27 protein-coding genes are annotated in these 25,617 nt (G+C 57.3%); 6 read left to right on the top strand and 21 right to left on the bottom strand.

Going from position 1 to position 25,617, the window contains the following annotated elements; genetic code table 11:
* Positions 1-233: 233 nt before the first annotated feature.
* Positions 234-1,010: a hydroxyacylglutathione hydrolase gene (gene gloB / locus SVU69_03225; GenBank protein MDY6942011.1), complete on the bottom strand. Its 777-nt coding sequence runs from the start codon at positions 1,008-1,010 to the stop codon at positions 234-236.
* A 128-nt stretch (positions 1,011-1,138) separates the two neighbouring features.
* Between gloB and SVU69_03220 the strand changes: the two genes are divergently transcribed.
* Genes SVU69_03220 through dnaQ form a run of 3 tightly spaced genes read left to right on the top strand, consistent with a single transcriptional unit; the run spans position 1,139 to position 3,112 of the window.
* Positions 1,139-1,900, top strand: a complete 762-nt coding sequence (locus SVU69_03220) for a methyltransferase domain-containing protein (protein MDY6942010.1) — start codon at positions 1,139-1,141, stop codon at positions 1,898-1,900.
* Entirely contained in the window at positions 1,897-2,364 is a 468-nt protein-coding gene (gene rnhA, locus SVU69_03215) for a ribonuclease HI (GenBank protein ID MDY6942009.1), read from the top strand. The genes SVU69_03220 and rnhA overlap by 4 nt, the downstream gene beginning before the upstream one ends.
* 1 nt (position 2,365) lies before the next feature.
* Complete coding sequence (dnaQ, locus tag SVU69_03210) at positions 2,366-3,112, top strand: DNA polymerase III subunit epsilon (GenBank protein ID MDY6942008.1); 747 nt, start codon at positions 2,366-2,368, stop codon at positions 3,110-3,112.
* A 1-nt stretch (position 3,113) separates the two neighbouring features.
* Here the strand turns inward: dnaQ and SVU69_03205 are convergent, their stop codons facing one another.
* The 15 genes from SVU69_03205 to SVU69_03135 form a co-directional block, all read right to left on the bottom strand.
* Complete coding sequence (locus tag SVU69_03205; protein ID MDY6942007.1) at positions 3,114-4,811, bottom strand: Na(+)/H(+) antiporter subunit D; 1,698 nt, start codon at positions 4,809-4,811, stop codon at positions 3,114-3,116.
* Positions 4,804-5,037, bottom strand: coding sequence for a hypothetical protein (locus SVU69_03200; GenBank protein MDY6942006.1), 234 nt, complete (start codon positions 5,035-5,037; stop codon positions 4,804-4,806). The genes SVU69_03205 and SVU69_03200 overlap by 8 nt, the downstream gene beginning before the upstream one ends.
* Complete coding sequence (locus SVU69_03195; GenBank protein MDY6942005.1) at positions 5,034-6,509, bottom strand: monovalent cation/H+ antiporter subunit D family protein; 1,476 nt, start codon at positions 6,507-6,509, stop codon at positions 5,034-5,036. The genes SVU69_03200 and SVU69_03195 overlap by 4 nt, the downstream gene beginning before the upstream one ends.
* The gene (locus SVU69_03190; protein ID MDY6942004.1) at positions 6,506-7,984 is read right to left on the bottom strand and encodes a monovalent cation/H+ antiporter subunit D family protein; all 1,479 of its coding nucleotides are present in this window, start codon (positions 7,982-7,984) and stop codon (positions 6,506-6,508) included. The genes SVU69_03195 and SVU69_03190 overlap by 4 nt, the downstream gene beginning before the upstream one ends.
* A complete protein-coding gene (locus SVU69_03185; protein ID MDY6942003.1) occupies positions 7,984-8,337 on the bottom strand; it encodes a cation:proton antiporter subunit C in 354 nt (117 codons plus the stop codon). The genes SVU69_03190 and SVU69_03185 overlap by 1 nt, the downstream gene beginning before the upstream one ends.
* 3 nt (positions 8,338-8,340) lie before the next feature.
* Complete coding sequence (locus SVU69_03180; GenBank protein MDY6942002.1) at positions 8,341-8,754, bottom strand: Na(+)/H(+) antiporter subunit B; 414 nt, start codon at positions 8,752-8,754, stop codon at positions 8,341-8,343.
* Positions 8,751-9,242: a DUF4040 domain-containing protein gene (locus SVU69_03175; protein MDY6942001.1), complete on the bottom strand. Its 492-nt coding sequence runs from the start codon at positions 9,240-9,242 to the stop codon at positions 8,751-8,753. Before SVU69_03175 ends, SVU69_03180 begins: the two co-directional genes overlap by 4 nt.
* Before the next feature lie 41 nt (positions 9,243-9,283).
* Positions 9,284-9,622 (bottom strand): monovalent cation/H(+) antiporter subunit G, encoded by a 339-nt coding sequence (gene mnhG, locus SVU69_03170; protein MDY6942000.1) that lies wholly within the window; start codon positions 9,620-9,622, stop codon positions 9,284-9,286.
* Entirely contained in the window at positions 9,619-9,909 is a 291-nt protein-coding gene (locus SVU69_03165; GenBank protein ID MDY6941999.1) for a monovalent cation/H+ antiporter complex subunit F, read from the bottom strand. The genes mnhG and SVU69_03165 overlap by 4 nt, the downstream gene beginning before the upstream one ends.
* Positions 9,909-10,421 carry a Na+/H+ antiporter subunit E gene (locus SVU69_03160; GenBank protein MDY6941998.1) on the bottom strand — a complete coding sequence of 171 codons (513 nt, stop codon included), beginning with the start codon at positions 10,419-10,421 and terminating at the stop codon, positions 9,909-9,911. The genes SVU69_03165 and SVU69_03160 overlap by 1 nt, the downstream gene beginning before the upstream one ends.
* A gap of 241 nt (positions 10,422-10,662) precedes the next feature.
* Positions 10,663-11,466 carry a sterol desaturase family protein gene (locus SVU69_03155; GenBank protein MDY6941997.1) on the bottom strand — a complete coding sequence of 268 codons (804 nt, stop codon included), beginning with the start codon at positions 11,464-11,466 and terminating at the stop codon, positions 10,663-10,665.
* A 388-nt stretch (positions 11,467-11,854) separates the two neighbouring features.
* A complete protein-coding gene (locus SVU69_03150; protein ID MDY6941996.1) occupies positions 11,855-13,324 on the bottom strand; it encodes an NAD(P)-binding domain-containing protein in 1,470 nt (489 codons plus the stop codon).
* 1,269 nt (positions 13,325-14,593) lie between these two features.
* Positions 14,594-14,776 carry a 4-oxalocrotonate tautomerase family protein gene (locus SVU69_03145; GenBank protein MDY6941995.1) on the bottom strand — a complete coding sequence of 61 codons (183 nt, stop codon included), beginning with the start codon at positions 14,774-14,776 and terminating at the stop codon, positions 14,594-14,596.
* 58 nt (positions 14,777-14,834) lie between these two features.
* Positions 14,835-15,287, bottom strand: coding sequence for a YaiI/YqxD family protein (locus tag SVU69_03140; protein ID MDY6941994.1), 453 nt, complete (start codon positions 15,285-15,287; stop codon positions 14,835-14,837).
* 153 nt (positions 15,288-15,440) lie between these two features.
* Entirely contained in the window at positions 15,441-16,640 is a 1,200-nt protein-coding gene (locus SVU69_03135; GenBank protein MDY6941993.1) for a DUF4157 domain-containing protein, read from the bottom strand.
* A gap of 322 nt (positions 16,641-16,962) precedes the next feature.
* Here SVU69_03135 and SVU69_03130 point away from each other — a divergent pair, with 322 nt between their 5' ends.
* Positions 16,963-17,901: a hypothetical protein gene (locus SVU69_03130; GenBank protein ID MDY6941992.1), complete on the top strand. Its 939-nt coding sequence runs from the start codon at positions 16,963-16,965 to the stop codon at positions 17,899-17,901.
* Between the two features lie 401 nt (positions 17,902-18,302).
* Entirely contained in the window at positions 18,303-18,695 is a 393-nt protein-coding gene (locus tag SVU69_03125) for an MAPEG family protein (GenBank protein ID MDY6941991.1), read from the top strand.
* Between the two features lie 75 nt (positions 18,696-18,770).
* On the opposite strand, the gene SVU69_03120 is transcribed toward SVU69_03125, so the two are convergent.
* The 5 genes from SVU69_03120 to SVU69_03100 form a co-directional block, all read right to left on the bottom strand.
* Complete coding sequence (locus SVU69_03120; GenBank protein ID MDY6941990.1) at positions 18,771-19,415, bottom strand: cupin domain-containing protein; 645 nt, start codon at positions 19,413-19,415, stop codon at positions 18,771-18,773.
* 28 nt (positions 19,416-19,443) lie between these two features.
* Positions 19,444-21,507 carry a pyridoxamine 5'-phosphate oxidase family protein gene (locus tag SVU69_03115; GenBank protein MDY6941989.1) on the bottom strand — a complete coding sequence of 688 codons (2,064 nt, stop codon included), beginning with the start codon at positions 21,505-21,507 and terminating at the stop codon, positions 19,444-19,446.
* An 80-nt stretch (positions 21,508-21,587) separates the two neighbouring features.
* Entirely contained in the window at positions 21,588-22,211 is a 624-nt protein-coding gene (locus SVU69_03110) for a glutathione S-transferase (GenBank protein MDY6941988.1), read from the bottom strand.
* 153 nt (positions 22,212-22,364) lie between these two features.
* Positions 22,365-22,778: a nuclear transport factor 2 family protein gene (locus tag SVU69_03105; GenBank protein MDY6941987.1), complete on the bottom strand. Its 414-nt coding sequence runs from the start codon at positions 22,776-22,778 to the stop codon at positions 22,365-22,367.
* 110 nt (positions 22,779-22,888) lie between these two features.
* The gene (locus tag SVU69_03100; GenBank protein ID MDY6941986.1) at positions 22,889-23,263 is read right to left on the bottom strand and encodes a DUF1348 family protein; all 375 of its coding nucleotides are present in this window, start codon (positions 23,261-23,263) and stop codon (positions 22,889-22,891) included.
* 207 nt (positions 23,264-23,470) lie between these two features.
* Here SVU69_03100 and SVU69_03095 point away from each other — a divergent pair, with 207 nt between their 5' ends.
* Positions 23,471-25,273: a sigma 54-interacting transcriptional regulator gene (locus tag SVU69_03095; protein MDY6941985.1), complete on the top strand. Its 1,803-nt coding sequence runs from the start codon at positions 23,471-23,473 to the stop codon at positions 25,271-25,273.
* Positions 25,274-25,617: the final 344 nt, after the last annotated feature.

Here is a 25,617-nt window from a genome sequence, read left to right as displayed (position 1 = left end):
GGTGGTTTGTCGCGTAGAAGTCGGGTCATTTGCGCGCGTTTGCGGAGATGGGGTGGTTTCTGCAGCCACCACCGGTGGTGCAGCGATCGGTTCGCTCGGGCGCGTTGGGGCCGGCGCACACCCATAAGCACTCATCAGTACCACAACCAGAGAAATAATACGCCAAGCCGAAGAGGGTCGGGTCGAAAAATGGAGATGCCGCATTCGTTATTTTTTCGATTGGATTTTGATTGTTAAAAGTGATCTTTCCAGTGACGCAGTGTGGCAAACACGGTTACGTCATCTTTGAGCTCGCGTCCAGCGTGTTGTTCCGCCGCTCGAACCACGTCCGGGTGGTCCCATCGTAAGAATGGGTTGGTCAGGCGTTCCTGACCTATCTGGGATGGAAGCGACGGTTGACCTCCATCCCGCATTTTTTTTACCGCGAGCAAGCGTTGTTGCAGGTCTTCGTTGACCGGCTCCACCGCCAACGCAAATTTCAGATTCGAGAGCGTATACTCGTGGGCACAGTAAATTCGGGTTTCGTCCGGTAGCGCTCGCAATCGACTCAGCGATTGCTGCATTTGAGCGGCCGTTCCTTCGAACAGGCGGCCACAACCGACGCTAAACAAGGTGTCGCCGCAAAACAACAACCCGTGGGCGGCACTATGGAACGCGATATGACCTTTCGTATGCCCGGGCGTCCACAAGATGTCCAACGCCAGGTCAAGCTCCGGAAGGGTCACGGTTTCGCCGTCTTCCAGCCGCCGAGTGCAATAGGGCACTCGCTCCCGCGCGGGCCCCAGCACCGGAATTTTCTGTTCCCTGACCAAGTCGGGAATACCGGCCGTGTGGTCCGGGTGGTGATGCGTCACCAACACGCCGCGCAAGGTGAGTCCCTGCGCGTTCAGGTGTCGTCTCACGGCATCGGCGTCGCCCGGGTCCACAATGTACGCGTCCGTTCGGTCGGTACGTCGGATGAGCCAGATATAGTTATCCCGGAATGCCGGAATGGCTGCTATCTCGAACATCGCGTTATCCTGACAGGCCGGGTCTGGCCGGTCAATTTGGCCGACGGTATAAGCTCGTTATCGGTTGAATCCCTCACAAGCTTTATCAATACTGATGTCCCATGAACTGACTCTGTGGGGTCGATGAGGTGGTTTCAAACAAGGACCGGGCTTTGCGCACTTGGCTGCATCAGCCCCTCGGCGAATGTTTGCGGGCGGCCGAGCTGTCCGTGCTCGCAGAACATCTACCTGATTTGTACGGATTTTACGCGGTTCAGCTGGGTTACTGGGGACCAGAACGCGAACTACTGGGCCAAAGCCGGGTGCTCAACTCGTTTCTGATGTTCGCGCCCGGATCGGACTACGGCGAACACCGACCGGATTTGGTCGCCCGGCCCAGGCATTTGCCTTTCGCGTCGGGAAGCGTCGACGCGGTCATTCTGCCTCATACGCTGGAGCGGGCCGAGCGGCCTCATCATGTGCTGCGAGAAATCGATCGCATTCTCATCCCGGATGGCCATGTGGTGGTACTGGGGCTGAATCCGTTTAGTCTTTGGGGTATTCCCCGCCTCGCGCTCGGGCAGCGTGGTGGCAGTGCCTGGTGTGATCGATACATCTCCGAAGGGCGGGTGACCGACTGGCTGACATTACTTGGCTATGAGATCCAATCGGTCGAACGCTTTATGTACCGGCCGCCCGTTCGGCAAGCCGGTATGCTCAACCGACTGCGATTTATGGAAACCTGGGGGCGGCGTTTCTGGCCGCACTTGGGCGCTGCCTATCTTGTGGTAGCGCAGAAGCGGGTGAAAGCGATCACCCCTTTGCGACCCCGGTGGCGGCCGCAGCGGCAACCTTTTGGCCAGTGGGTCGGTTCGTCTACGGTCAATGCGGCGCGGGAGAGGCGCGATTGAAAGAGGTGCATATCTACACGGATGGGGCTTGTCGAGGTAACCCGGGGCCTGGCGGATGGGGTGCGCTGTTGCGTTTTGGCCCACATGAGCGGGAAATCTACGGTGCAGAACCGGACACCACCAACAACCGCATGGAATTAACCGCTGCCATTGAGGCCTTGTCCGCGCTCAAAGAGCGTTGCCATGTTCATCTGCATACGGATTCGCGTTACGTTCGGGACGGCATTACTCAGTGGCTACCGCAGTGGAAAGCCCGCAATTGGCGGACTGCATCGAAAAAGCCGGTTAAGAACATGGATCTATGGCAACGGCTTGATGCCGCCAGTCAGCGGCACGACATACATTGGCACTGGGTCAAAGGGCACGCCGGTCATCCCGAAAACGAACGGGCCGATGGGCTTGCGAACCGAGCCATCGATGAAATGATCGTCCCCAGGGCGAATAGCGCCACGATGGAGAGATAGGGTGCGTCAGATTGTACTGGATACGGAAACGACGGGGCTGGAGGTTTCCGAAGGCCATCGGGTGATCGAAATCGGTTGCGTTGAGATCATCAATCGCCGGATCACCGGTCGAAACTTGCGTCACTTGGTGAACCCCGAAAGGGAGATCGATGAAGCGGCGATCGAAGTGCACGGTATTACGCTGGCGGATTTGGCGCATAAACCGCGTTTTGCCGACATCGTTGATGAATTCCTGGAATTTGTCGGCGATGCCGAGTTGGTCATTCACAATGCCGCCTTCGATCTCGGTTTCATAAACGGCGAGCTTCAACGCGCCCAATCCTCCCTTGCCGATATCACGGCGCGTTGCCAGGTAGTAGATACATTGCAAATGGCGCGTCGCTTGCACCCGGGGCAGCGGAACAACCTGGACGCCCTGTGCAAACGTTACGAAGTCGACAACAGTCAGCGGCAACTCCACGGCGCGTTGTTGGATGCACAGATACTGGCGGAAGTGTATCTGGCCATGACCGGCGGCCAAGTGGACCTTTCGTTGGAAGGCAAGGGCCATACCACCCGAAATGCCGGTCAGTCGGAAATGGGCGGGCGCATTGATCGCAAAGGCCGCAGTTTTCGTGTGATTCGGGCGACAGAAGCGGAATTGTCAGAGCACCAGCGCGTGCTCGAGTCCATTGAAAAGGCCAGCGACGGCCGTTGCGTCTGGTTGGCAGTGGAAACAGAGCCGACTCCGGCCGAACAGATACAATAGCTTAGAACTGGTAGAGCAAGAGATAGGCGGCCAACAGGCTGGCGACCCAAAGCACCATACGTCCCGTAGGCCACGTTTCGGACAGCCGACCTTCTTCGCTGTAGTGATATTCCAAGCGACGCCGCACGTGACCAAAGAGGGTTAGCGTCAAGTCCGTCGATCGATGCCACATGCGGTCGACGGGTTTCACCAGGGCCATCATCGTCACCGGTAAACCGCGGCGGTAGAGCCAATCCGCATCGAGCAGCGTCCCGGCTTTTTGCTTTAGCAAACCCAACCGTAACGCGATGGCGAACGCCAGGCCGGTGAACACCAGCAATTGGATCTGAGTGATGACATGTTCCAGGGTGTAGAGCTCATAATCCAGCGGATACGGCAATGCCCCATAGAGTAAATTGGGTTTGATGCCCAACACGATCAATGCGACCGCCGTCAGGGCCATTCCCAGCAGCATGCTGACGGGCGCCTCGCGGCAGCGAAAGCCTTTGTCCGAACCGAAAAATGTAAACCAAATCACCTTGATTCCGGCGACCAGGAATACGCCCACCGAGCCGAACAGCAAGGTCAGCCAGATGCCTAACTCGTGCTCTTTGGCAGCGGCGGACAAAATCAGAGATTTACTGGCAAAGCCTGCAAACAGGGGTGCCGACATGCCCAATGCGCCGATGGCGCAGAACAGCAGCGTCAATGGCATGGAGCGATAAAGTCCACCCAATTCCGAAGCTTTCGCTGTGCCGGTCCGGAACAAGACGGCACCGATCGTCATGAATAAAAGGCTCTTGTACAAAATGTGGCTGACCGCATGGGCCGCAACGCCATTGATGGCCAGCTCGGTGCCTAATCCCACCGCGATCACCATGAACCCCAGTTGATTCACCAAGCTGTAGGCGAGCACCCGCCGCAGATCGTCCTCCAGTAGGGCGTAGAGCAGCGTAAAAAACACCATCGCCACCCCGATGGGTATCAAAAGCTCGGTTCCAGCAAATCCCCGCGCCAGTCCGTAGATCGCGAGTTTGGTCGTGAATGCGCTTAAGAACACCGTGCCCGTTGGTGTGGCCTCGGGGTAAGCATCGGTCAGCCAGGTATGGAGCAAGGGGAAGGCGGCCTTGATGCCGAACGCGAGTAAAATTAGCATCGCCCCGGGGCTTGCAGGGTCGATACTGCCGAAGCTCAAATCGCCTGTCCCGAGATAGCGGACCACCAGGCCGGAGAGCAGGATCACGCCCGAACCGACCTGGATCATCAGGTATCGCATGCCCGCCCGGAACGCCCGTTCGCCCCCGCGGCACCAAATCAGGAAAACCGACGCCAACGCGGTTAACTCCCAATAGACGAATAGGGAGATCAAATCACCCGCGCAAACGGCCCCGATACCGCTTCCGGCATAGACCAGGGCTGCCATATGTTGCCGATCATCCCGCAGTGCCCGGGCGTAGACCATGCCGAAAAACGCAGCGACTGAAAAAATGTAAGCAAAAATGCGAGATAACCCGTCGACGCGAGCCAGCGTCAGATCGTGACCGGTAAGCCGCAGTATGCCAATCGAGCTGGCATCGATCATGCCCAGATGGTAGATGCCCACCAACGGCAAGATCGCCAGATAGCTGGTCTTGATAGGTCGTGGCAGTAAGGGGATCAGAAATGCGCCAAGGATCAGCACCCAACCCGGCGGCAGACCCCACGGAAGACCGCTAATCATAGGTATCCTCCGGGCGGCGCAGTGCGCTTCCGACTGCGGCGGCCACGCCTATGAGTGCCAGTGCGGCGAGCACCGAAAACAGTCCATAAAAGCCGGGGATTTTCTCCAGGGCGAAGTAGGGGTGTTTGTGATAGAGCAACTCGGAACCGACGAGCAAAACGCCGAGTGCGACGATCCAGCCCGCGAGCGGTCCCATCCGGCTGGTAAGGCGAGTCAAGGCGCTCACAGGGCACCTCCGGCTTGGTCTGTAATCGGTGTCAGCAGTTCGACAATGGGCTCTGAAAAGAAGAATAGTGCCAAGCAGCCCAGCGCCGTGAGGCACAGCGGGACCACGCAGGCCAACGGCGCCTCCTTGAACGCGCTGACCTCGCCGTGTTTGTCTGGCATGAAAAAAGCGCGGGCCGGAATCGGCATCAAGTACGCGATGTTGAGTAAGGAGCTAATCATCAGGGCGGCTAACAAAAAGAACTGTTCCCCATCGACCGTGCCCAGCGCCAAAAACCACTTGCTCCAGGTTCCGCCGGTTGGCGGTAGCCCGATGATACTCACCGCAGCGATGAAGAATGCGGTCATGGTAATGGGCATGCGTTTGCCGATACCGTTCAGCTGGCTGATTTGCGTTTTGTGCTCTGCGACCAGGATCGCGCCGGCGCAGAAGAACAGAGTGATCTTGCCGAAGGCGTGCATGGCGATGTGCATGCCGCCACCGATAATTCCCCAACTGGTGGCCAGCGATGCACCCAGCACGATGTAAGCCAACTGACTCACGGTCGAATATGCCAATCGGGCTTTCAGGTTATCTTTGGTCATGGCCACCAAGGATGCGCTGATCAGCGTGAACACCGCGACGTAACTCAGCCACGTGGCGGCGCCAGTATCCGCTAGCAGGTCGATGCCGAAGATGTAGACCACCACCTTCAACACGGTGAACACACCGGCCTTTACCACGGCCACCGCATGGAGTAGGGCGCTTACGGGCGTTGGGGCCACCATGGCGGCGGGCAACCAGCGGTGGAAAGGCATCAACGCCGCTTTGCCGATGCCGAACATATACAGCGCCAAAAGAATCGGTATGGCCGCTTCGCTCACATGGCCGGCAAGAATGCCGTTTTCACGAAAATCCAAGGTGCCGGTTGCCATCCAGGTCCAGATGATGGCCAACAATTGCAGTCCGATGGATGTCCCGATGAGCAGCCCGAGGTACACACGGGCGCCGCGTTTGGCGTCGCTATTGCCTTGATGTGCCACTAAGGGATAGGTCGATATTGTCAGCACTTCATAGAAAATAAACAACGTGAACATGTTCGCCGCGAAGGCGATGCCCATGGCGCTGGCGATGGCGATTGGGAAACAGGCGAAAAAGCGGGTTTGGTTAGATTCATGGTGACCGCGCATGTAACCCACGGCGTAGATCGCTGTCATGATCCAAAGACCCGATGCCACCAGGCTGAACAGCATGCCCAGTGGCTCGACTTCAAACGCAAGCGACAACCCCGGCAGGATTTCCCACACGTCCAACGCCGGGCGGATGCCCGACTGAACAATGGGGAGCAAGGTCAAAACCGTGGCGAAAAGACCCACTGCCGTGGTCATGGTCACCAACTCGCGCAGATTGGGCCAGCGACCGGTCAGAACGATCAGAACTGAGGCCAAGGGCGTGGCGAAAACGGCGAGGGCGATAGCGATTTCCGGCGTCATGATCCAATGCCCATCAGTAGCTGAGCCGCGTGTTGGGCCGTGCCCGCCGTCAGGCTGGTATGGATGCCAAAATAAAGGTTGGCCAGCACCATCACCCAGGTGGGGAGCAACATCGATAGGGGGGCTTCCTGATAACGCGGACGTCCCTCTGCCGGTTCTTGTAGGTACGCCGTTTCAACCACTCGCCACACATAGATCACGGCCAGCAGTGATCCCACCAACACCAAAACCGCGATGGGCCAGAGTCCTTGTTCCAAGGTCGCTTGGATTAAATACCACTTGCTGATGAATCCGACGGTGAGCGGCACGCCGATGAGGCTCAGTCCACCGACGACAAAAGCCGCCATAGTCCAGGGCATTTGCTGCCCCAGGCCGGCCATGTCCGGGAGCCGTATCGAGCGCGTCCGCAGAAAAACGCAGCCCAGCGCCATGAAGATCGCGCCTTTGGCCAAGGCGTGATTGAACAGATGCAAAATTCCCGCAGTGAGGCCGGTAATATTCAAAAGCGCGATTCCAAGCATGATATAGCCGATTTGCGCCACGCTGGAATACGCGAAACTGCGCTTAACATTTTCCTGGAAGATCGCCGAAACTGACGCCGCGATGACCGCGACTGCGGACAGTAAGACCAGCAAGGTTTCCAGCGGACTCTCGGAAAACGCGATATTCAGGCCGAATACATCGAAGGTGAACCGGAGCATGATGTATACGGCGACTTTGGTTGCGGTGGCGGCGAGGAACACGGTGACCGCCGAGGGTGCAAACGCATAGGCGTTGGGCAACCACAGATGCAAGGGGAACAACGCCATCTTCAGCGACACGCCGACGATGAAAAACGCATAGGCGACTCGCACGGTCCTCGAATCCCCGGCCAGGGGGAGCCGCTCTGCCAGATCGGCCATATTCAAAGTGCCGGTGGCGGCATACATGAAGCCGATCCCGATCAATACGAATGTCCCGCCGATGGTACCCATGATCAGGTACTGAAAGGCCGAAGTGAGTGCTCGCCGGTCGCGACCCATGCTGATCAGAATGTAAGAGGAAAGAGAAGAAATCTCCAAAAAGACAAACACGTTAAAGGCATCGCCTGTCGCCGCCATGCCCAACAGACCGGTCATACAGAGCAACAAGCTGGCGTAAAATAGGTAGGCACGATCCGGCCCGATCTCCTCCAGCACGCTGTCGCGTGCAAACGGCAGCACAATGGCCCCGATGGCTGAGACCAGCAGCAACACGAAGGCGTTGAGAACATCGATTCGATACTCGATGCCCCAGGGGGGCGGCCAGCCACCTAACTCATAACTGATCGGACCGATATGGACGGCGTGATTGAGCAGCAAAGCGGCCACGCCCAGACAAAGCCAGACCACGATCAACGTGATCAGCCAGCTCAGGCCCGGACGTCTCGCCAACACACACAAAGGTGCGGCGACCAGGGGAAGAACGACTTGAAGTATCGATAGATGGGTGGCGATCACAAAGTAGCATCCTGCTCGTGAATCTCGTCTTCCTCGATGGTGCCGTAGGCTTCGTAAATTCGCACAACCAGCGCCGCTGCCAGGGCCGTGGTGGAAACGCCGACCACGATCGCGGTAAGAATCAACACATGGGGAAGTGGGTTGGAGTATATCTCGATCCCCTCATCCAGAATGGGCGCCGTGCCGCCGGCGACTTTTCCCAAGCTGATGTAGAAAATAAATACCGATGTTTGGAAAATATTGAGCCCGATGATTTTTTTTATCAGATTTCCCCGCGAGATGACCATATAAAAACCGGTCATCATCAACAGAATGACAATCCAGTAGCTGTACAAACCGAGTGGAAACATGGCCTATTCATTTCCTGCAAAGGCGGAAAAAATCACGATCATCACGGCGGCAACGGTGATACCCACGCCCAGTTCCACCAGTATGATGCCCAAATGCTGGCCATGCTTGGGATCGTGGGCCAGCACGTCGTAGTCCAGAAAGTTCTCACCGAGCAACATGGTGGCGATGCCGACGCCGGCATAGAGCAGAACACCTAGCGCAACCAGAGTCTCCAAAAGGCGCGGTGGCAAAACCTGCTGAGTTTTATCCAGACCGAACACCAGCGTATAGAGGATGAATCCCGAGGCGAAAATCACACCCGCCTGAAACCCGCCCCCGGGACCGTAGTCGCCATGAAACTGTACATATAAGGCGAACAGCAGAATCGACGGTATCAGGAGCTTAGCAATCACCCGCAGGATCAATTGTTCGGTCATGACGAGGCCTCGGTATTCGCTTTGCGCCGGCGTCGCCCGCGCAGAATCACCAACACACCCACTGCGGCGGTAAACACCACTGTTGTTTCACCCAGCGTGTCATAGCCTCGATAACTGGCCAGTACCGAGGTCACCACGTTGGGCGGCCCGACTTCTTTGGCCGATTCGTTCAGATAGCGCGGTGCCACATGTTGTTGGACCGGTGCGTTAGGATCCCCGTAATGGGGCATGTCCAAGGTGCCATACACCAAGGCTGCGCCGGTAATCGTCACCACCGCCAGGGGAATGAACGGCGTATGCGTCGGGGTCTTGCTGCTGCGGGAACTCAGGGAGAGCGTTCCCAGTAACAACACCGTTGACACGCCGGCACCCACCGCCGCTTCGGTAAAAGCGACATCTACCGCATCCATGACCACAAACAACCCTGCGGAGAGCAAGCTGTAGATGCCGGATAGCATCACCGCCGCCACCACGCTTTTCAGGCGCATGATCGCCACGCCGGTAACACCTAACAGCGTCAGCAGGGAAATTACGATGAGGTTTTCGATGACTCGTCCTCCTCGAACGCGGCTTTGGGTTGATAGCCGTCGTGCAGGGCCGCTTTGGCGAGGGCATGGCTGGAAGTCGGGTTGGTGTGCCACAGAAACAGCATAATCAACAGTAGCTTGACCGAAACGAGCCATCCGCCGCCGAGCAGTAACAGCCCGAGAAGCAGGCAAAACGTTCCCAAGGTCTCACTCACGCCGGCAGCATGAAGCCGCGTGAAGAAATCCGGGAAACGCAGAATACCGATACCCCCCACGACCAGGAAGAACGCGCCCGTGACCAACAACAGGCTCGAGGCAAGGTACGTGATCACGGAGATCATGATTCGTCCCCGGGTGGTTTTTGGCCGGAAAGCCCGAAATCGAGCCGTTGCATGAACTTCAACACGGCGATGGTGCCGATAAAGTTGATCAGCGCGTAGACCAGCGCGATGTCTAACCACTCCGGCCGACCGGCCAGGAAACCGACGACGGCGATCACCAGTACGGTTTTGGTACCGAACAAATTCACGGCCAGGATGCGATCGTAAATCGTCGGTCCGAGCAGGGCTCTGATTAACGCCAGGATCATGGTCACGATAATCGCTGCCGCGGCCGCGTTGAGCGCCATTATTTCGACTCCAAGGCGGTCACGCGCCGGTCCATGTCGCCTTCGGCCAAACCGGCGGCCGCATCGCGAGAAATGGCATGAATTAGAATATGTTGGCGCTCAACTTCCAACGACACGGTGCCCGGTGTCAGGGTGATCGAGTTAGCGAAAATCACCCGACCTAACTCGGTGCCCTGGGTTGCCGGAACACGCCGTATGGTGGGGGTGATGGCCAGTTGAGGTCGCAGAATGTGCCGGGTGACGTCAATGTTGGAGTGGACGATTTCCCGGAGTAGCCACAACCAGTACAAAACCAAACCGGGACCGAAGCGGAGCATGAAGGTTTCGTGATCAGCCACATCCATGCGGTGAGAAATCCACGCCGAAAGACAGACCGAGACGACGCCGAGGCTTAACAACAGCGGGTCGAAGTGGCCGGAAAGCACCAGCCACAATAGGGCCAGCAACAACCCAACTCGAATCGTGTGAAACAAGTCGATACTCCCCGCCTGGTCTGCTCTGTGTGAAATCATCCTCGCCGCAGATTCTCGCGATCCCGGGCTTAGAGTTTGCATGAGTCGGCCCGGTCCCGATGCTCGCCCGGGACATGCTCCGAGCAAAGCGCGAATCAGACGACAGACGAGTGATGATCGGTTCGTGCCGAGCCCATGCCGCCCGCGTTAAACGCCATAAACTAGCCACGGCGATTGGCCAAAGTCAATGTCAGCCGCCAGTTTTGGGGCCGCTGCGAATGGCCGACCGCGCGGACGACGACTACGTTCGGGGGTTGGTTACCGAAGCGTCCGCATTGGCGTTGTCACTGCTCCATGCCGCCTTATCGAAGACCTCGTCGTATTCCGGGTGATTGGTACCGAACAACCAATCCCAAAAATTCGTGTAGATGCCGTAATTGCAGTGGACACGCGAGTGGTGAACGCTGTGATGGGTGGACGTTGTCAGCCAGCGCGTGAGTGGGTGGCGGGTGAAGCCTTTCGGGAAAAGCTCGACGCCCGTGTGTCCCATGGCGTTGATCGTCATTTGTATGGCATTGAAGATCACGATGGCGCCGATATGCATGGGCACCAGGAAAATCACCACTGGCAGAATCAAGCCTTCCAGAATCGACTCGACGGGGTGAAAAGAATAGGCGGCCCAAGGCGACGGGTTGTAAGAGCGGTGGTGGACTGCATGGATGTTTTCGTATAGCCACCGGCGATGTAGCAGCCAGTGCTGACAGTAGAAATACACATCATGAATCGCCAGGCCGATGAAGATACTCAGTATGAAATAGCCCCAACCATACTCGGAAACATCTGTATAGATTCGGGTATAGCCCGCTTCCCAGGCCATGTAAACCAAAAGGCCGATTGCGGCATAAATGAAAATACCGATCAGCGACCAGCCGAACTCTGCCCGACGTTGGCGCGGATGTGGTCGCTTGGGGTGGATAAAGTTCTTTTCGATGCCGCGCTTGTCGCGGGAATTAACCCACAGTGTGTAACCGCCGCAAATGATGAAGTAGGTGAGAAAGTGTGCGGCGAAGATGACGCCATAGACCAAAAGGTAGTGTTGCCACATATCGGTTATTCCTTTCCCTAGGGGCGCGATTGGGGGTGCGCCGTTATTGTGACTGCCGTGAAATAAGCCGAGACCCCATTTAACCACACTCAGTGCTCAAAATAGGCGTCTGCGCTACTTCGGTTTGATATGCGGCAAAAAGAGCGGCACAAACCCGATTGAATGTGCCGTAGTTCCAGGGAGTGCAACGAAGTTGACGGACTGCTTCCGCGGTTCGAGCAGTCACATCCATTGAAAAATGAGCGGTTGATGATTGCCGGTAAGCGTTGTTGTTCCATCGGCCAACCATTCGACAGGCGATATTTCTGCGTGCTGTTTCCTTAATCACTCGGGAAAATCGACCGATTGTTCAATCAGTGTAAATACTTAGCAGTCGAAAACGATGCCGTCAAGAAACCCGCTTTCCCAAGACCGGGGCCTCGGGGGTATGAGTGATTGAGTTGCGGGTTCGGTTGACGACTGGCAAGCGGTGGTCGGCCAAGGCGGCCCGCTTCCGGCCCTCGTTGAGATCCCGCCATAGCGAATAGGTATATTCCTGGCAGTTGATCTGGATCGTATGGCGGCGGCTTTTTATGTAACGGCGTTTGGTGGCTTCATGCTCGTCCACCATGCGCTGGCGCATCACCTCTGGCGGCGGCGTGTGATATTCACCCGCCAAGTAGGCGGCCATCCATTTGGACTGTTCATCGGCGATGGGCATCATCGCGCACAGCGGTTGAACTAAGCCCAAGAAGAACAGATTGTCATAGCAGGGATCCATCATCCGCATGTACAGCGCAATGTCGTTATCGTGGCTGGGGATAAGATCCGAATCAAAAAACGGGAAGCTGATCTTGTAACCAGTGCAGTAAATGATAGCGTCCGCCCGTTCTTGGGTTCCGTCGACAAAGCTCACCGTATCACCCTGCAGTTCTTGGATGTTCGGTTTCGGTGTGACATCGCCGCTGCCCAGACGAATATGTATCTCGCTGGAAATCGTCGGGTGCTGCTGCCCAAACCAGCCTTTCGGTGCCGGCAGCCCATAGTGTTCCGGACGGCCGACCAGCAAATTAAGGCCGAACGTCATCAACGGTTGGCTCAAAGTGTCCTTAAAACGGGCAGGAATCAAATGGCTGATCCGCTCGAGAAGCCCTGGCGTCTGGCTGGGGTGCCGTGCAAGGCGGTCCATCGGCAGCTTGTGAAAGAGATATTTGGGCAAGATGTACGTGCCGGTGCGGGCCGAAAGAAATACCCGATGAGCATTTTCTCCCCGGCCCAACTCGGAGGCGATGTCCATCGCCGAGTTTCCCATGCCCACGATTACCACATTTTTGCCGCGCAAATCGTGCGGCTGGGTGGGGCTGAGGTAATCGTGGGCGTGCATCTCTACGCCGTTGAAAACACCCGGAAAACGGGGCTCGGGCCAGCACGGATCCCAATGATGACCATTCGCCACCACCAATGCGTCGTATTCCCGGGTTTCTCCGTTGTCGAAAGTGACCTCCCACACGCCGTTGTCCAATCTTCGGCAATGGGTCACGGTGGTGTTGAAGCGAATGTGCGTACGCAGATCGAAATGGTCCACGTAGTCGTTCAGATACTTAACGATCTGCTCGTGGCTGGGAAAATCCGGGTAATTGGCGGGCATGGGAAAATCGGCATACGCCATCTGCCGACGAGAGGTGTTGATATGCAAAGACTGATAGGCTGACGATTTGCCGTTGAATGCCACCGCATTGTTCAGCACCCACATCCCGCCGATGCAATCCGAAGACTCAATGCACTCAAAAGGAATCCCGCGTTGCTTAAAATTCTTGCACGCGGTAATACCACTGGACCCGGCACCGATTACGCACACCGATGGCATATCCCCACTCATGCTCATCTCCCCGCTTCATCCGTCAACTGCGCAACGGATGGTGATTCTTGTTGGGTTTACTATTGCCAAGCACCTGCGCGCCGTCAACTTGCGCCAATGTTTTCGTTGACATGACTCAATTGATGATGGTCATGTGTGACACTGCAGGCTTGGATCTGCATCTGCCTTCGGAGTACCCCGCCTGGGGGACTGCCAAGTCGGTTTGGTGGTGTGAGGTTCGCTTAACGAACCGGTTTTCTATCCTTTCCGATGACATCCTTGGCCGGTCTTAAGGTCCTCCGATGTAAATTTGTCGGCCAATTCAGCGGAAACACGAGGGATTTGGGCGCGTTGGCAGATGTGTAGACCATCCTCGTTTCCCATCCATCAGGCCCGAAGCGGCAGCCCCCTCGGGCTATCGGCGGTCTTTCCATGTGCGCCACAGTCTCGTTATATGTCGTGGATCCACTGCCCAGGAGGCTAGGCGCGGCTTTGAGACAGGTCTCGAGAAACCGATCGATCACCGCTTCTTGTCACATGTGGCATCGCTACGATATGGGCATGGAGCGGCATTCTTCCACATCCTTTTTCGCCAGCGAATAGCGTTTAACCAGGCTGTCGGGTGGCTGGCGGAAGCAGAGCGTGTTGGAACGTCCCTTGGCCCGCTTTACCCCCAGATTCGGAAAATGCTGCCGCAACAGCCCGAAAAGGTAGCTTGTGTCATCGAGTATGGCCTTAGCGACGCGTGGCTGGCAGTGGCAAAGAAATAAAACTCCGCAGGTTGACGGCATCGCGGGAACAGGTGATCGTGCCCGGGGTGTTGAATGGACGAGGGGTTGTGTACATCACCGAACACCGACAGAAACTCACTCGAAGTGAGCCTGCTTGGGCTCAAAGCCGTAAAGCGCGCTGAAACAGGAGATGGTCTGCCGTTCAAACTCGTGGGCTTGCAATGCTATTGAGCTATCCGCTTAAGGATTGCCCAGGTGAATCGGTCGATGCCGACAGAAAATAGCTGCGTGCCCCACTTAAAAACGCATCCGGCGGCGTGTTCATGTTGCTTGGATACCTCAGTATTAGCTCTTGCGAGAGCAACACCCACATCGCATCCAGCGGTGGCCCGTGTCAGTGTTGATGTTGCCTGTCGCTTTGCCAAGTCCGTTGGCGTGGAATTCGCGGTGACAACCGCGCCTCCCGCAAGGGTCAAAAATTGTCTTCGGTTGACCATGCGCTCTAACTGAATTGGCCCAGATTCCCTTGTGACCGACAAAGCGATTGCTTATTTGCCGGTCACCGTGGTGCACTTTTTCTTCTTTCGGTCACTAACTCGCCACCGATACCCCAGTTGTCGGTTTCAACTTCATCGATCACCACGACGGTGGTCTGGGGGTTTTTCCCCAGCACGCTGACCAACTGGGCTTTTTGTTCTTTGGTTACCCCTTCGTTGGTGATTTTGATATTCACGTAAGGCATTTGTTTACGTCCTCTTGGATAGATGCTGGAACGTCTCGAATCGGTTTGGCTTTACAATTCACCCATTACCCCGCTTGGCGAGCAAACGATCCAGGGCATTGGCAAAGGCCTGCCGGTCGCTCTGGGACAGCGGGGGAGGGCCGCCGGTGACCTGACCGGTACTGCGCATCTCCTCCAGAAAGTCCCGCATGTTCAAACGGGGCCGGATGTTCTCCGCGGTGAGCTCCTCCCCGCGCGGACTGATGACATGCGCGCCTTTGTTGATCACTTCTGCGGCCAAGGGAATGTCGGCGGTCACCACCAAGTCGCCGCGCTTGACTTGCTGCACAATGTGGTTGTCGGCCACATCAAACCCGGGCGGCACTAGAACCGTCTTGATGAAAGGCGATGGCATGGTCCGCAAAGGTTGATTGGCTACCAGAGTGACCATCACCTCCGCGCGCCGGGCGGCCCTGAATAAAATCTCTTTGATCACCTTGGGACAGGCATCCGCATCGACCCAAATATCCATGCTCGCTCCGTTCTGTTCTATCGAGCATCAAGGTACCTTCAAGTCATCTCGGAGAAAAGCAACGTTCAGCGCCCCACGGCCACAAAAATTGGTCTGTCCGTCCAGTTGACCATAGCGGGTGCGAGGGTCGGCGATATGACCAATTAGGTGGTATCAGCACCAGGACTGAAAATCCATCACATCCGTCAGTGCCGATTTGCCAGTGGCAAAGTACACTTTAGCCAGCCAAGCTCGGGTCTTTCCTTTTTTTGCAAGCAGTGCATCGACTTTCTTCACTTCGTCCGGATACCCGCTTGGGGTGTATCCCTTGAACCAACCGGCCGGTTTGGCCTGTAGTGCTTTGATGATCTGAAGGGTCACGATCTGCGTCGCCCCTTCATCGGCCCAAATGGGTATGGAACTCATGAGTGCACCGGTTTTGGGATGCAGCCGAACTTTCGGGGACGGCTGTGTTTGCCCTTTCCAATGCGCGCTGGCGGAGAGGTGAACCGCCTCATGCACCATGGTTTCCAGCGTGGCATCGCGGGTCTGATCTGTCCGGATAAGCGCAACCGACTGGCCCGGCGCTACCAATCCGCGGGGTAAAAACTGGGCAATCAACGCGTTGGTGGGTGTGCCGCCTGGGCCGCAATATTGACGATTGGCTTGGGCCTTCTTGAGCAACGCCAAACATTGCGCATTGGCTCCGCATTGTTGAGCCGGCGCCTGTTGACACAGATCCTGAGCGGCAGTTTGTGCTTCGCTATAGGTTTGGGAAGAGCCTTGCTTGACTAAAGGCAGCAAAGTGACGGGGGCGCCAAAGGTGAACTGACTGGAACCAATGGTCGTTGAGATACCCAAAGCGCTTTTGAATACGTCATTCAGATCTTTATAAAATTTGTTCAGCTTGACTTGAGACAAGTTGCGCACGGGAGAGCTGGCGCTCTTGCGTTTGCGACGCTGCAATACGGGGGCCTGGGAATCCCCAGCTTGCTGCAGCACGTGCTGCAGCTCGTGCGCAATCAGGTGCCGGCCCGCGCCGGATCCCGGTTGGTACATGCCCGGAGCGAAAGCCACGTGGACACCCGTTGTGACCGCATCGGCGTCCAAGTTTTCAGCCAATGGCGTGTTGGGGTGAACCCGTACCGGACTGAGATCTACGCCCAACCGGGGCTCGAAAAAATCGCGCTCGTGAGCCGGCAAAGGGCTGCCCGCCCCCCATTGCGAACTCTGGCTAAGCTGCGTCGTGCCTGAGGACGCGGTCAAAACATCTCGCACCAGGTGGCGATCACGCGCGGTATGGGTCGATGGATGCACCGATCTCCGCCTTCCGTTCGGCTTGGTGGTCACCGATTGCGGTCGAATCACTTTCACTCGTCTAAACTCGTGCTAACGCTCTTCATATTAGTGTGAACGCAATCGGCTTGAAATGCTTGAGCCAGATCATCCGCCACCTTTACCGTCTGCCGATTGAAGCCCTGAGTTCAGGCCATCTTGCCATTCAACCACTCACCACGGTGATTCAGGCATTAAGCTCACGCCGACCTGGCCGATGTCCGCATTGGCACAATACTAATCGTGGCAGGATCAAAGAGTCTTGGGTGCTTGATCGGGGCAACATCAACCTGACGGCCCAGTCCTGACCCCACGGAAAAATAAAACGGCAATAACAAGCACCGTGCGAAGGAGATACGACGTGGTGATGATCGGCCTGGCCGGTCACCAATGGGTGATCGTCTGCCTGCTACTGCTACTATTCACTCCCGCCCTATCAGCCGCCAACATCCTCAGCTGCCGGGACAGTCGGGCCGCTCCTGGTGGTTTGGAAACAGTGCGGTACGATGGGCTTCTGCTCGGCGGAAATGGCTGTTTCTACGATCCGCTGAGTTTCCCGGCACGGCAGGTGCCGCCTTTCTCACGGTCGGATTCTTCTCGCGAACCGCGACGAATGTTTTACATCAACGGTGCGAGTGCCAGCCCGTTTGGCGAGTCACTCAAATACCGGCAGTTGGTAGAACGAACCGAAACTCATGTGGTGGGCGTATTCTGGGCTGCGGGTGATCGTTCATCGGCGCTGAACGCCATTGGATCGAATGCCGGCCCCAACCCCGCGGTGGCAACAACTACGCGCTTGATCATGGAGCACTTGGAACGAGAAGAGGAAATTCACTTGCGGGCGGCCAGCGCTGGCCCGGTGATATTGTCGGCAGCGCTGACTGAAGTGCGGCGGCAACTCCTGATCCGACATCGAAATCCGCAAACCGCCAATCGGCTGATGCAACTGATCAAAGCGGAAACCCACGGATCATTCGAGTCCAGGTTTCCTGACGGCCCACGCTATGTTCATTACGCTAATCTGCTCGACCCCATACCTCGCGCCGTCGGCATACTAAGCATTGGCAACAAACCCGGTCGGAATGCGGTATTGGCCTTGTTTTCCGATACCACCATTCCTTTGGAACGCCAACTTATGCCGCTGGGCGCGTTGGATGAGGCCTTTTTGCGGGTTCACGGCTTCGCCACCTACACCACCTACCGAAGACCTTTCGACGCCGTTTACGGCGCAGGGGTTCGGGAACGCGGAGTCCGCCGCGTGTGGATACCGCACCTGCGTGTCCCGATCCGGGGGTTCTAACAGTTCTGGCGCGCGCGCCGTAAAGTACCCTCAGAATCGAGATCAAGCGGGATTCGCCAGTCACCGCGCTGCGGCCGAGCGTAGAGTGCCGGTCGACTGCGGGGCGTTCGGGCCGAGTCCTTTGGGCATGACCTGGGCGATGGTTTACCCGGACGTGCCGATTGAAACGCCCACCGCAATTGAAACACCCGCTTCGCCGAGGACGGCCAGCCATGGTTGATACCGGGCAACGTGCTTTTGCCGTTGTTCCCGGTTTGCGGTGGGATTCAGTTTCCGATTGGCCTCCGGGAGAGGGGGGCGGTAGAGTAGGCACGCCGATCGGCGCACGGGGGTTTGAGTGTGCGGCGGCGAATCAACTACAAGCCGGTTGCCCGGCATGATGGGATTTATGGAGGAGTCACATGAGCCCGGAAATCACGGTTTTTGTTTACACAATCATTCTGGCTTTCGTCCACATAATGTTGGAGTCGACGGTCAAGACCTTGCATTACGGCATGGGGCCATCGTTGGGTCCGAGGGATGATCTGCCGCCGCCCAGCAGTGCCATGGTCGGGCGCGCCATTCGTACCAAAAATAATATGCTTGAAACTCTACCGCTGGCGTTGGGGTTGCTGATCGTGGTGCAGCTCACCGGGGTCGGTAACGAGATGACAGCCATGGGTGCCTGGCTGTATCTGATTGCGCGGGTTGTTTACATCCCGATGTATCTGCTCGGAATTCCGTGGCTGCGCACTTTGGCCTGGGGGGCCTCCGTGGTGGGGCTGGTGATGCTGTTGCTGCCCCTGCTGGGTTAGTGTTCGAGTGCTCATCCAAAGATATGTCGTCAGTTGGGCCGGGATGATTCATCCCGGCCCAACGGCGTTGTGGTATCACAGATGGCCGACCTTTACCCAAATCAGCGTGTCTTGCTCCACATAGGGGTGGTGGCGACTCATATGCGGGCTGCGTATCCACGTGCCTTTCGGATAGCGTCCGTGTTCATCGATAAACTCGCCGCTGATCACATAAATTTCTTCTCCCCCGGCGTGGACATGAGCTTTGAATCGTTCACCGGCCGGCCATTTCACCAGCGCTACCGATTCGCCGTTGAAATCGTGCAGTGGCAGAACCTGTAAATTGCCTTGTCCTGGCAGCCACTCGGCGGCTTGGGTGTCAATGCACACATGGGCGTGATCGTCCGGTTGGAACTGATGCAGTTTCACCAAGATCACGCAGCCCGGTTCGCTGAAAGGCGCGTGGCGAAAGCCTTGAGGGTTGCGAAAGTAGGTGCCGGCCGGATAATCACCGGTTTCGTCGGAAAACGTTCCCTCCAACACCAGGATTTCTTCTCCCGCCGGATGGTCGTGGGCACTGAAACGGGCGCCAGGATCGTAGCGCACGATACTGGTGGCGTGGCCGTGTTCGGCTTCTTCCCGTGCCAGCGGTTTTCGCCACACGCCGGGCCGGGGGCTCTGGACCCACGGTTGCCGAGCAGTCTCGACCACTACGCGTTGGCTGAAATCCATATTCAACATCGGTTGGTTACCTCTTTTTGATGATGCTCTAGGCGGGCAGCGCCAGACGCAATCGCGGGATTGCCGCTTCCGCATGCGCGGCTGGTTTGGCGCAACATAGCAGAGCCCCTCTCGCGGTCGGCGAAATCGCGGCGCCCTGCGGGTGGGCCGCGCGCCCTTCCACTACATTGACCCGGCAGCTTCCACATTGGCCAATACGGCACCCATAGGGTGGCGCCAGACCATGGTTTTCCAGGAAATTGAGCAGGCTGCCGTCCGCCGCTAGCCAGGGGTGCTCCAGCACCAACCGGCCGCTCGCATCAACCACACTCACGATGGCTTCCTCAGCGGCTACCGTCATTTCCACCGTTTTCGCGGCGTCCCGTCGGAGTGCCGACGGCCCGAACGACTCCGCGAAGATGTGCTCATCGGGTAGGCCAAGCCGGCGCAAGCTGTCGTAGGTCGACTGCATAAAATTACCGGGGCCGCAGAGGAAAAACTCTGCCTCGTCGCGGGGTAGCCAATCCGCCAGCTGACGGGCGCTTAGCCGACCGCGGAAGTGGTAATCCCGGCCAAGTCGGGATTCGCTCCCCGGTTGTGTGAGACACCAGTAGATGCGGATTTGTTCGCTCCAGGCCTCCGCGATTTCGGTGAGTTCGTGATAAAAGGCCCGTTCCCGATTGCTTCGCGCGGTGGCGATCAAGGTGATCGGGCGCAAATGGCGGGTTCTTATCGCCTCGTTCGCTGCGTGGCGCAGCATGGATACCATGGGCGTAATGCCCACGCCGGCGGCGATCAGAACGGCCGGGCGAGTGTCCTTCGTATCCAAGGTGAACTGCCCCGCGGGCGCTTTGACTTCTATCCAGTCGCCTGGTGAGACCTGCTCATGCAGGTATCGGGAAAAGACACCATCCCGTTTCACGCTAATGCGGTAGTACATGTCGTGTCGCGCACTAGAGACGGTGTAGGTGCGCACCTGCAGGTGATCCGCCGCCTTCGCCCGCAATGTGAGGAACTGCCCCGGCTTGAAGTCGCTTATCACCCCATCTTCCGGTTGCAGATAGAACGAGTAAATCTCATCGCTTTCCTCGACCACGCGAACCACTTGGTGCGGCACCCACCGTTGTTGCCTTTCCAGTGCTTGGCGCTTTTTGTCCGCGCTGTCCCAGGTGCCGGTAAGCAGCGTGTTGGGGGAGTAGTCCGGTGGTTGCCAATGAATGGGCAGTGCGTTTTTTAGCCAGATGCCGTGGTCCAACTCGAAGGTCCACAAACGCTCCGCGCCGTCGAAGTATGTAGTCTCGGGGGAGTTCCAAAGGACCTCCGCGCGGCCCGTGAGCATGAGCAGGTGACCGGCATCGAAATCTATAAATAGCAGCCCGGCCTTGGGGTTTTCGACGAAGTTTCCCAGTGTGTTGAAGTGAAAATTGCCCAGGTAGTCCGGGATGGTGAGCCGGGTTGGATGGTCCGTGCGAACGAATCCCGGCCGTCCCCCGCGGTGGGATACATCGACATTCTGTTCCGGCCCTCCTTCGCGGTGTGGTACATAACTGGCCACGAAAAAGGTGTCGCTTTCCCGAATGAGGTTTAGGGCGGCCTCGTCCAGCCGGTTGAACGAAATTCTCGTCGATGGCGGCATGCGGGACCGATCGCGAAAAGCCCAATCGCGCCCTTGAATGTATTGGGGGCAGTTTCCGAAGGTTTGATCGACCCGCAGCTCGAGGCCGGATGATGTCACGCGACAGATGCGCCCCGATAAGCGGTTTCTGCGGCGGGTGTGCAGCTCGATTCCCAGCAGGCCGAGCGGCTGACCCGATTCAATGGCCTGGGCCAAAGGGTCTTCCGGCAACGGCGAGACATCGATTCGCAGCGTTTGGCGGTCCGGCGTGGACATGAACCCCGGTTCACCCGCCAGTACGCTGGCCCATGGCCAACCTGCAGCGTCCGCATGGCCGACAAAAACGTAAGGCAGGGCGCGGTAGAAGTTTCGGTGTTGATCGGGCAGGTAGCCGCGAATCACTTGGCGACCGAAGCGCTCCATTCGTTCGCGCACACCCAATCGTGTCTGGATGGCTTGTTCGCCGCGATGAAACGGCGATGGGTTCGTTTCACTCATGAGCGGTCACCGCATGTGGGGTATTCATCGGCAACTGCCTTGAGCAGCGGCCGCCGATGAGCTTTTCGTCAAGGGCATCGCTATGCTGCCAGTCCCACGGCGGTGGCTTGCATGGGCACGAAGCCGGGCAGCGCCTCGATGCGCTTCAGCCAAGCCCGGATGTTGGCGTAGTCCTCCAGGCTCACGTTACCTTCCGGTGCGTGCGCAATGTAGGTGTAGTTGGCGATATCGGCGATGGTGGCGCGATCGCTCGCTAGCCAATTGCGGTCGGCGAGATGCCGATTGATAAACGACAAGATCGTATGCGCGATTTGTATCGCTTTGTCATGGTCCAAACCGGACCCGAACACCGTGACCAGGCGGGCCGATGCGGGGCCGGTATAGACCGGGCCGGCAGCGATGGACAAAAATCGCTGCACTTCAGCCGCTTCGCGTGCGTCCTGGGGTAACCATTCGCGTTCCGCGTCGTAACGGCCGGCGAGGTACACCAAAATCGCGTTGGAGTCCGCTAGGGTGATGTCGCTGTCCTCCAGCACCGGAATCTGGCCCGCGGAGTTCTTGGCCAGAAACGCCGATTTTTTGTGTTCCCCCTTCAGCAGGTCCACATCGATCAGCTCCGCCTCCAATCCCAGCAGGGATAAGAACAGCTCCGCTCGATGGGAATGGCCGGACAGCGGGTGACGATGAAGTTTCCTCTCAGACATGGTCGTTTGCTCCTTGGTGACGGGGCGAGAGCGCCCGGGTCGTGGCTTGCGCGTTGAATCGCCGATGGCGTGGATTCGACGCGGGGTGGGCGTTAATCCACGGATCTGGGCGGCCCGGTTGGTCGTGGTTTCGTTGACACATTACGCGGCCAGTCAGGTCAGCTGACGTTCGTGCTCGGAAATCGCGAGATCATTAATGCTGGCGATCCGGCGGCGCATTAAACCGTTGTCGTCGAACTCCCACAACTCGTTTCCGTACGAGCGAAACCACTGGTTACTGTTGTCACGCCATTCATAGAAAAACGTCACGGCAATCCGGTTGTCGGTATAGCTCCACAGGGTTTTGCGAAGCCGGTAGTCCCGTTCCTTTTCCCATTTGCGTCTGAGGAAGGCCTGTATTTCGCTGCGCCCATGGATGAATTCCTCGCGGTTTCGCCATTCGGAATCCTCGGTGTAGGCCAGTGATACGGCTTCGGGATTACGTGTGTTCCAGGCATCTTCGGCCGCTTGAACCTTTTGGGCGGCAGTGGCTGCGGTAAACGGCGGTAGCGGGTGTCGAGTTGTCATTTCCGGCTTATCCTCGTCGGGTTGCAGTTTCATTGACCGGTCGAGTCAATCAATTCGTGCATCATCGGGTGTAGTGGGCTTGCCTCCGGTCAGAGGCCTCGATCGGCGGTTCATGGCTTCAAGTCACATTGGCGGATCAATCCGTCGTTGTCGATCTGCACCAGGGCGTTGCCTCGTGTTCGATACCACGGACCGTTGACCGCATCTTGCCGCTCGATTCGATAGCGAACAGCAAGCTCGGAATACGCATGCGTCCAAAGTTCTGCCTTAACGCCGTAGTGGCGCGCGCGGCGCCCTTCCCGCCGCAGTAACCGTGCGATGGCTGCGATACCCTGAAGACAGGCGTCGCGATCCCAAAACCTCCAATCGTTACTAATCAGCTTGATGGCATGTTCCGGGTGTCGGCTATTCCAGGCATTCTCCAATCGCTGTAGCAGGGCGAGTACCTCTTCATAGTCGAACGGTGGCCTGATTCGCTTATTCATTGGGCTCGTTTCACTGCGCTGATTTCTGGGACGCCATCGGTGGCGTCGAATGTTCGGACATCCGCTTAGAAGCGAGAAATATGCCAGCCTAGAAAATATTTAATATCAGATTCTTACTAGCGAATCAGGCTCACAATATCTTGTGAGTCGCAGTATGTTGTGAGCACAATGGCAAATATTTGTGAGGACTACGCAGGCTGATTGACAATGCAATGGACGCAATTGGAATCCACGTTGATGGTCGCCAAGTTCGACCAGAGCATGAACTGTCTCGCCATGAGCCGGCCGTGGCTGAACAAGCTGAATCATCCCGACGGCCCCTTGTCGTTCGAGCACTCGTTACGGGCAGATAACCTGCCGGAGCTCAAACAGCGGCTCATGGCCGTGCAGGCGGGCGGTGAGCCCCTTGAAGCGTATCCCGTCCATCTCCCAGGCGAGGGGCCTTCACAGGATTGTCGTCTGTCCGCGTGGTTGGAGCAGCTTGAAGATCGCCCGGTTCTGATGGTGGTGGTGTTGCCCCGTCCGAATGAGGCGGTCAGAGAGGCTTTCTCGCGCCTGCGCACCGAGTATGAGCTGATTTTGGGGGCCGCCGGAGAAGGTATCTACGGGCTGGACAAAGAGGGACGGGCAACTTTCGCCAATGCGGCGTCGACCCGGATACTGGGTTGGCATGCCAAAGATATCCTAGGTACGCGCGTGCATGATATCCATCACCACAGTCATGCGGATGGTCGTCCCTACCCTCGGGAGGCATGCCCGATCTATGCAGCGCTTCAGGACGGCGAAGTACACCGGGTGGACGACGAAGTATTTTGGCGTCATGACGGCACGTGCGTGCCGGTGGAATATGTCAGCACACCGATCATGCAGGAAGGGGAGATCCAAGGTGCTGTGATCGTGTTTCGCGATATCAGCGAGCGCAGGGCCCACGAGCGTCAGCGGGAAAAGGCCTACGAAGAGATCACGCAACTCAAAGAAGAACTCGAGCAGGAGCGTGATTACCTGCGGGACGAAATCAACATTACGACCCACTTCGGCGAAATCATCGGTGAAAGCGGGGCTTTGCAACGAACCCTGGCACAGATTCAGGCGGTGGCCGACACACCAGCGAGCGTGTTGATTCTGGGTGAGTCTGGGGTTGGAAAGGAAATGATCGCCCGTGCGATCCATAACAAGAGCGAACGCGGGAGTGGGCCGCTGATTAAGGTGAACTGTGCATCGATCCCCAAGGATTTGTTCGAAAGTGAGTTCTTTGGTCACGTTAAAGGGGCATTCACTGGGGCGACTCGTGACCGTATCGGTCGCTTGCAACTGGCCAACGGCGGCACGCTCTTTTTGGACGAAGTTGGCGAAATTCCGCTGGATTTGCAAGGCAAGCTGCTACGGGCGCTCCAGGAGCGGGAGTTCGAGCGGGTGGGCGACGAGCGCACCGTGAAGGTGAATGTGCGCATCGTCGCAGCCACCAACCGGGATTTGGCTGCCGAAGTGAAAGCCGGGCGTTTCCGTGAAGATCTTTATTACCGTTTGAGCGTTTTTCCTATCGCCGTTCCGCCTTTGAGGGACCGGGTCGCGGATATCCCGTTGCTTGCCCAACACTTTCTCACGCTCAACTGTCGGGAGTTGGGGCGTCATCCTCTAGGTTTGTCCACGGCACAGAAAAAACTGCTTAGCCAGCACGATTGGCCGGGTAACATCCGTGAACTAAAGAATGTGATCGAACGTGCGGTGATTCTGACTCAGGGAGACCGGTTGCGGCTCGATCTGGCCATCTCAGGCACCTCGACCCGCCAGGAGACCGCTACGATTCTCCCGGATGATGAGGGTCGCGAATTCCTCACGGATTTGGATATGCGTCAAATGGAAAAAGCAAACATGATCAAAGCACTGCGATATGCGAACTGGAAGATATCTGGAGAAGACGGCGCTGCCGCGATGCTCGGCTTGAAGCCGTCTACGCTGACGTATCGGATGCGTCAGTTCGGCATTACAAAACAGGCCGGTTCGGCATAAGCGGGGGCTCGTCGAGTCATTGTTTGATCGAGGCGGTTATGGAGACGGGCACAGGTACCCGACGTTAGTAGCGATGGGCGAAACATTATCGGCTTTACGTCGTTATGCTACCAATTGTCGTAAAATTGCAGAAATCTTCTCGGTTATCGCGCTAAAATAGACCTCCGCAGTAGAGATATTCCTAATTATCCGATTCGTCGCGGCAATCGTATAACAAGCCTTAATGATGTCGGATTCACTTGATCCGGAAATGCCGGACACGGAAACAGGATTCGGGGGAAGCGTGGATTCGGTGCAAGGCTCTTGTGAGGCCCGAGGTCGATTTGTGCGTCGGCAATGGTCCT

Source organism: Pseudomonadota bacterium (assembly GCA_034189865.1).
GTDB lineage: Bacteria > Pseudomonadota > Gammaproteobacteria > UBA5335 > UBA5335 > JAXHTV01.
Note: the sequence above shows the minus strand (reverse complement) of the source record. Positions and strands in the feature narration are given on the sequence as shown.

Coding starts and splice junctions, on each gene's coding strand:
- SVU69_03195 (MDY6942005.1), bottom strand. CDS start 6,509: ATGACGCCGGAAATCGCTATCGCCCTCGCCGTTTTCGCCACGCCCTTG.
- SVU69_03110 (MDY6941988.1), bottom strand. CDS start 22,211: ATGTCTGAGAGGAAACTTCATCGTCACCCGCTGTCCGGCCATTCCCAT.
- SVU69_03150 (MDY6941996.1), bottom strand. CDS start 13,324: ATGAGTGGGGATATGCCATCGGTGTGCGTAATCGGTGCCGGGTCCAGT.
- SVU69_03180 (MDY6942002.1), bottom strand. CDS start 8,754: ATGACCGAACAATTGATCCTGCGGGTGATTGCTAAGCTCCTGATACCG.
- SVU69_03095 (MDY6941985.1), top strand. CDS start 23,471: ATGCAATGGACGCAATTGGAATCCACGTTGATGGTCGCCAAGTTCGAC.
- SVU69_03165 (MDY6941999.1), bottom strand. CDS start 9,909: ATGGCGCTCAACGCGGCCGCGGCAGCGATTATCGTGACCATGATCCTG.
- SVU69_03185 (MDY6942003.1), bottom strand. CDS start 8,337: ATGTTTCCACTCGGTTTGTACAGCTACTGGATTGTCATTCTGTTGATG.
- SVU69_03125 (MDY6941991.1), top strand. CDS start 18,303: ATGAGCCCGGAAATCACGGTTTTTGTTTACACAATCATTCTGGCTTTC.
- SVU69_03100 (MDY6941986.1), bottom strand. CDS start 23,263: ATGAATAAGCGAATCAGGCCACCGTTCGACTATGAAGAGGTACTCGCC.
- SVU69_03160 (MDY6941998.1), bottom strand. CDS start 10,421: ATGATTTCACACAGAGCAGACCAGGCGGGGAGTATCGACTTGTTTCAC.
- SVU69_03145 (MDY6941995.1), bottom strand. CDS start 14,776: ATGCCTTACGTGAATATCAAAATCACCAACGAAGGGGTAACCAAAGAA.
- SVU69_03175 (MDY6942001.1), bottom strand. CDS start 9,242: ATGCGCCTGAAAAGCGTGGTGGCGGCGGTGATGCTATCCGGCATCTAC.
- SVU69_03140 (MDY6941994.1), bottom strand. CDS start 15,287: ATGGATATTTGGGTCGATGCGGATGCCTGTCCCAAGGTGATCAAAGAG.
- SVU69_03120 (MDY6941990.1), bottom strand. CDS start 19,415: ATGTTGAATATGGATTTCAGCCAACGCGTAGTGGTCGAGACTGCTCGG.
- SVU69_03105 (MDY6941987.1), bottom strand. CDS start 22,778: ATGACAACTCGACACCCGCTACCGCCGTTTACCGCAGCCACTGCCGCC.
- mnhG (MDY6942000.1), bottom strand. CDS start 9,622: ATGATCTCCGTGATCACGTACCTTGCCTCGAGCCTGTTGTTGGTCACG.
- SVU69_03155 (MDY6941997.1), bottom strand. CDS start 11,466: ATGTGGCAACACTACCTTTTGGTCTATGGCGTCATCTTCGCCGCACAC.
- SVU69_03205 (MDY6942007.1), bottom strand. CDS start 4,811: ATGATTAGCGGTCTTCCGTGGGGTCTGCCGCCGGGTTGGGTGCTGATC.
- gloB (MDY6942011.1), bottom strand. CDS start 1,010: ATGTTCGAGATAGCAGCCATTCCGGCATTCCGGGATAACTATATCTGG.
- SVU69_03115 (MDY6941989.1), bottom strand. CDS start 21,507: ATGAGTGAAACGAACCCATCGCCGTTTCATCGCGGCGAACAAGCCATC.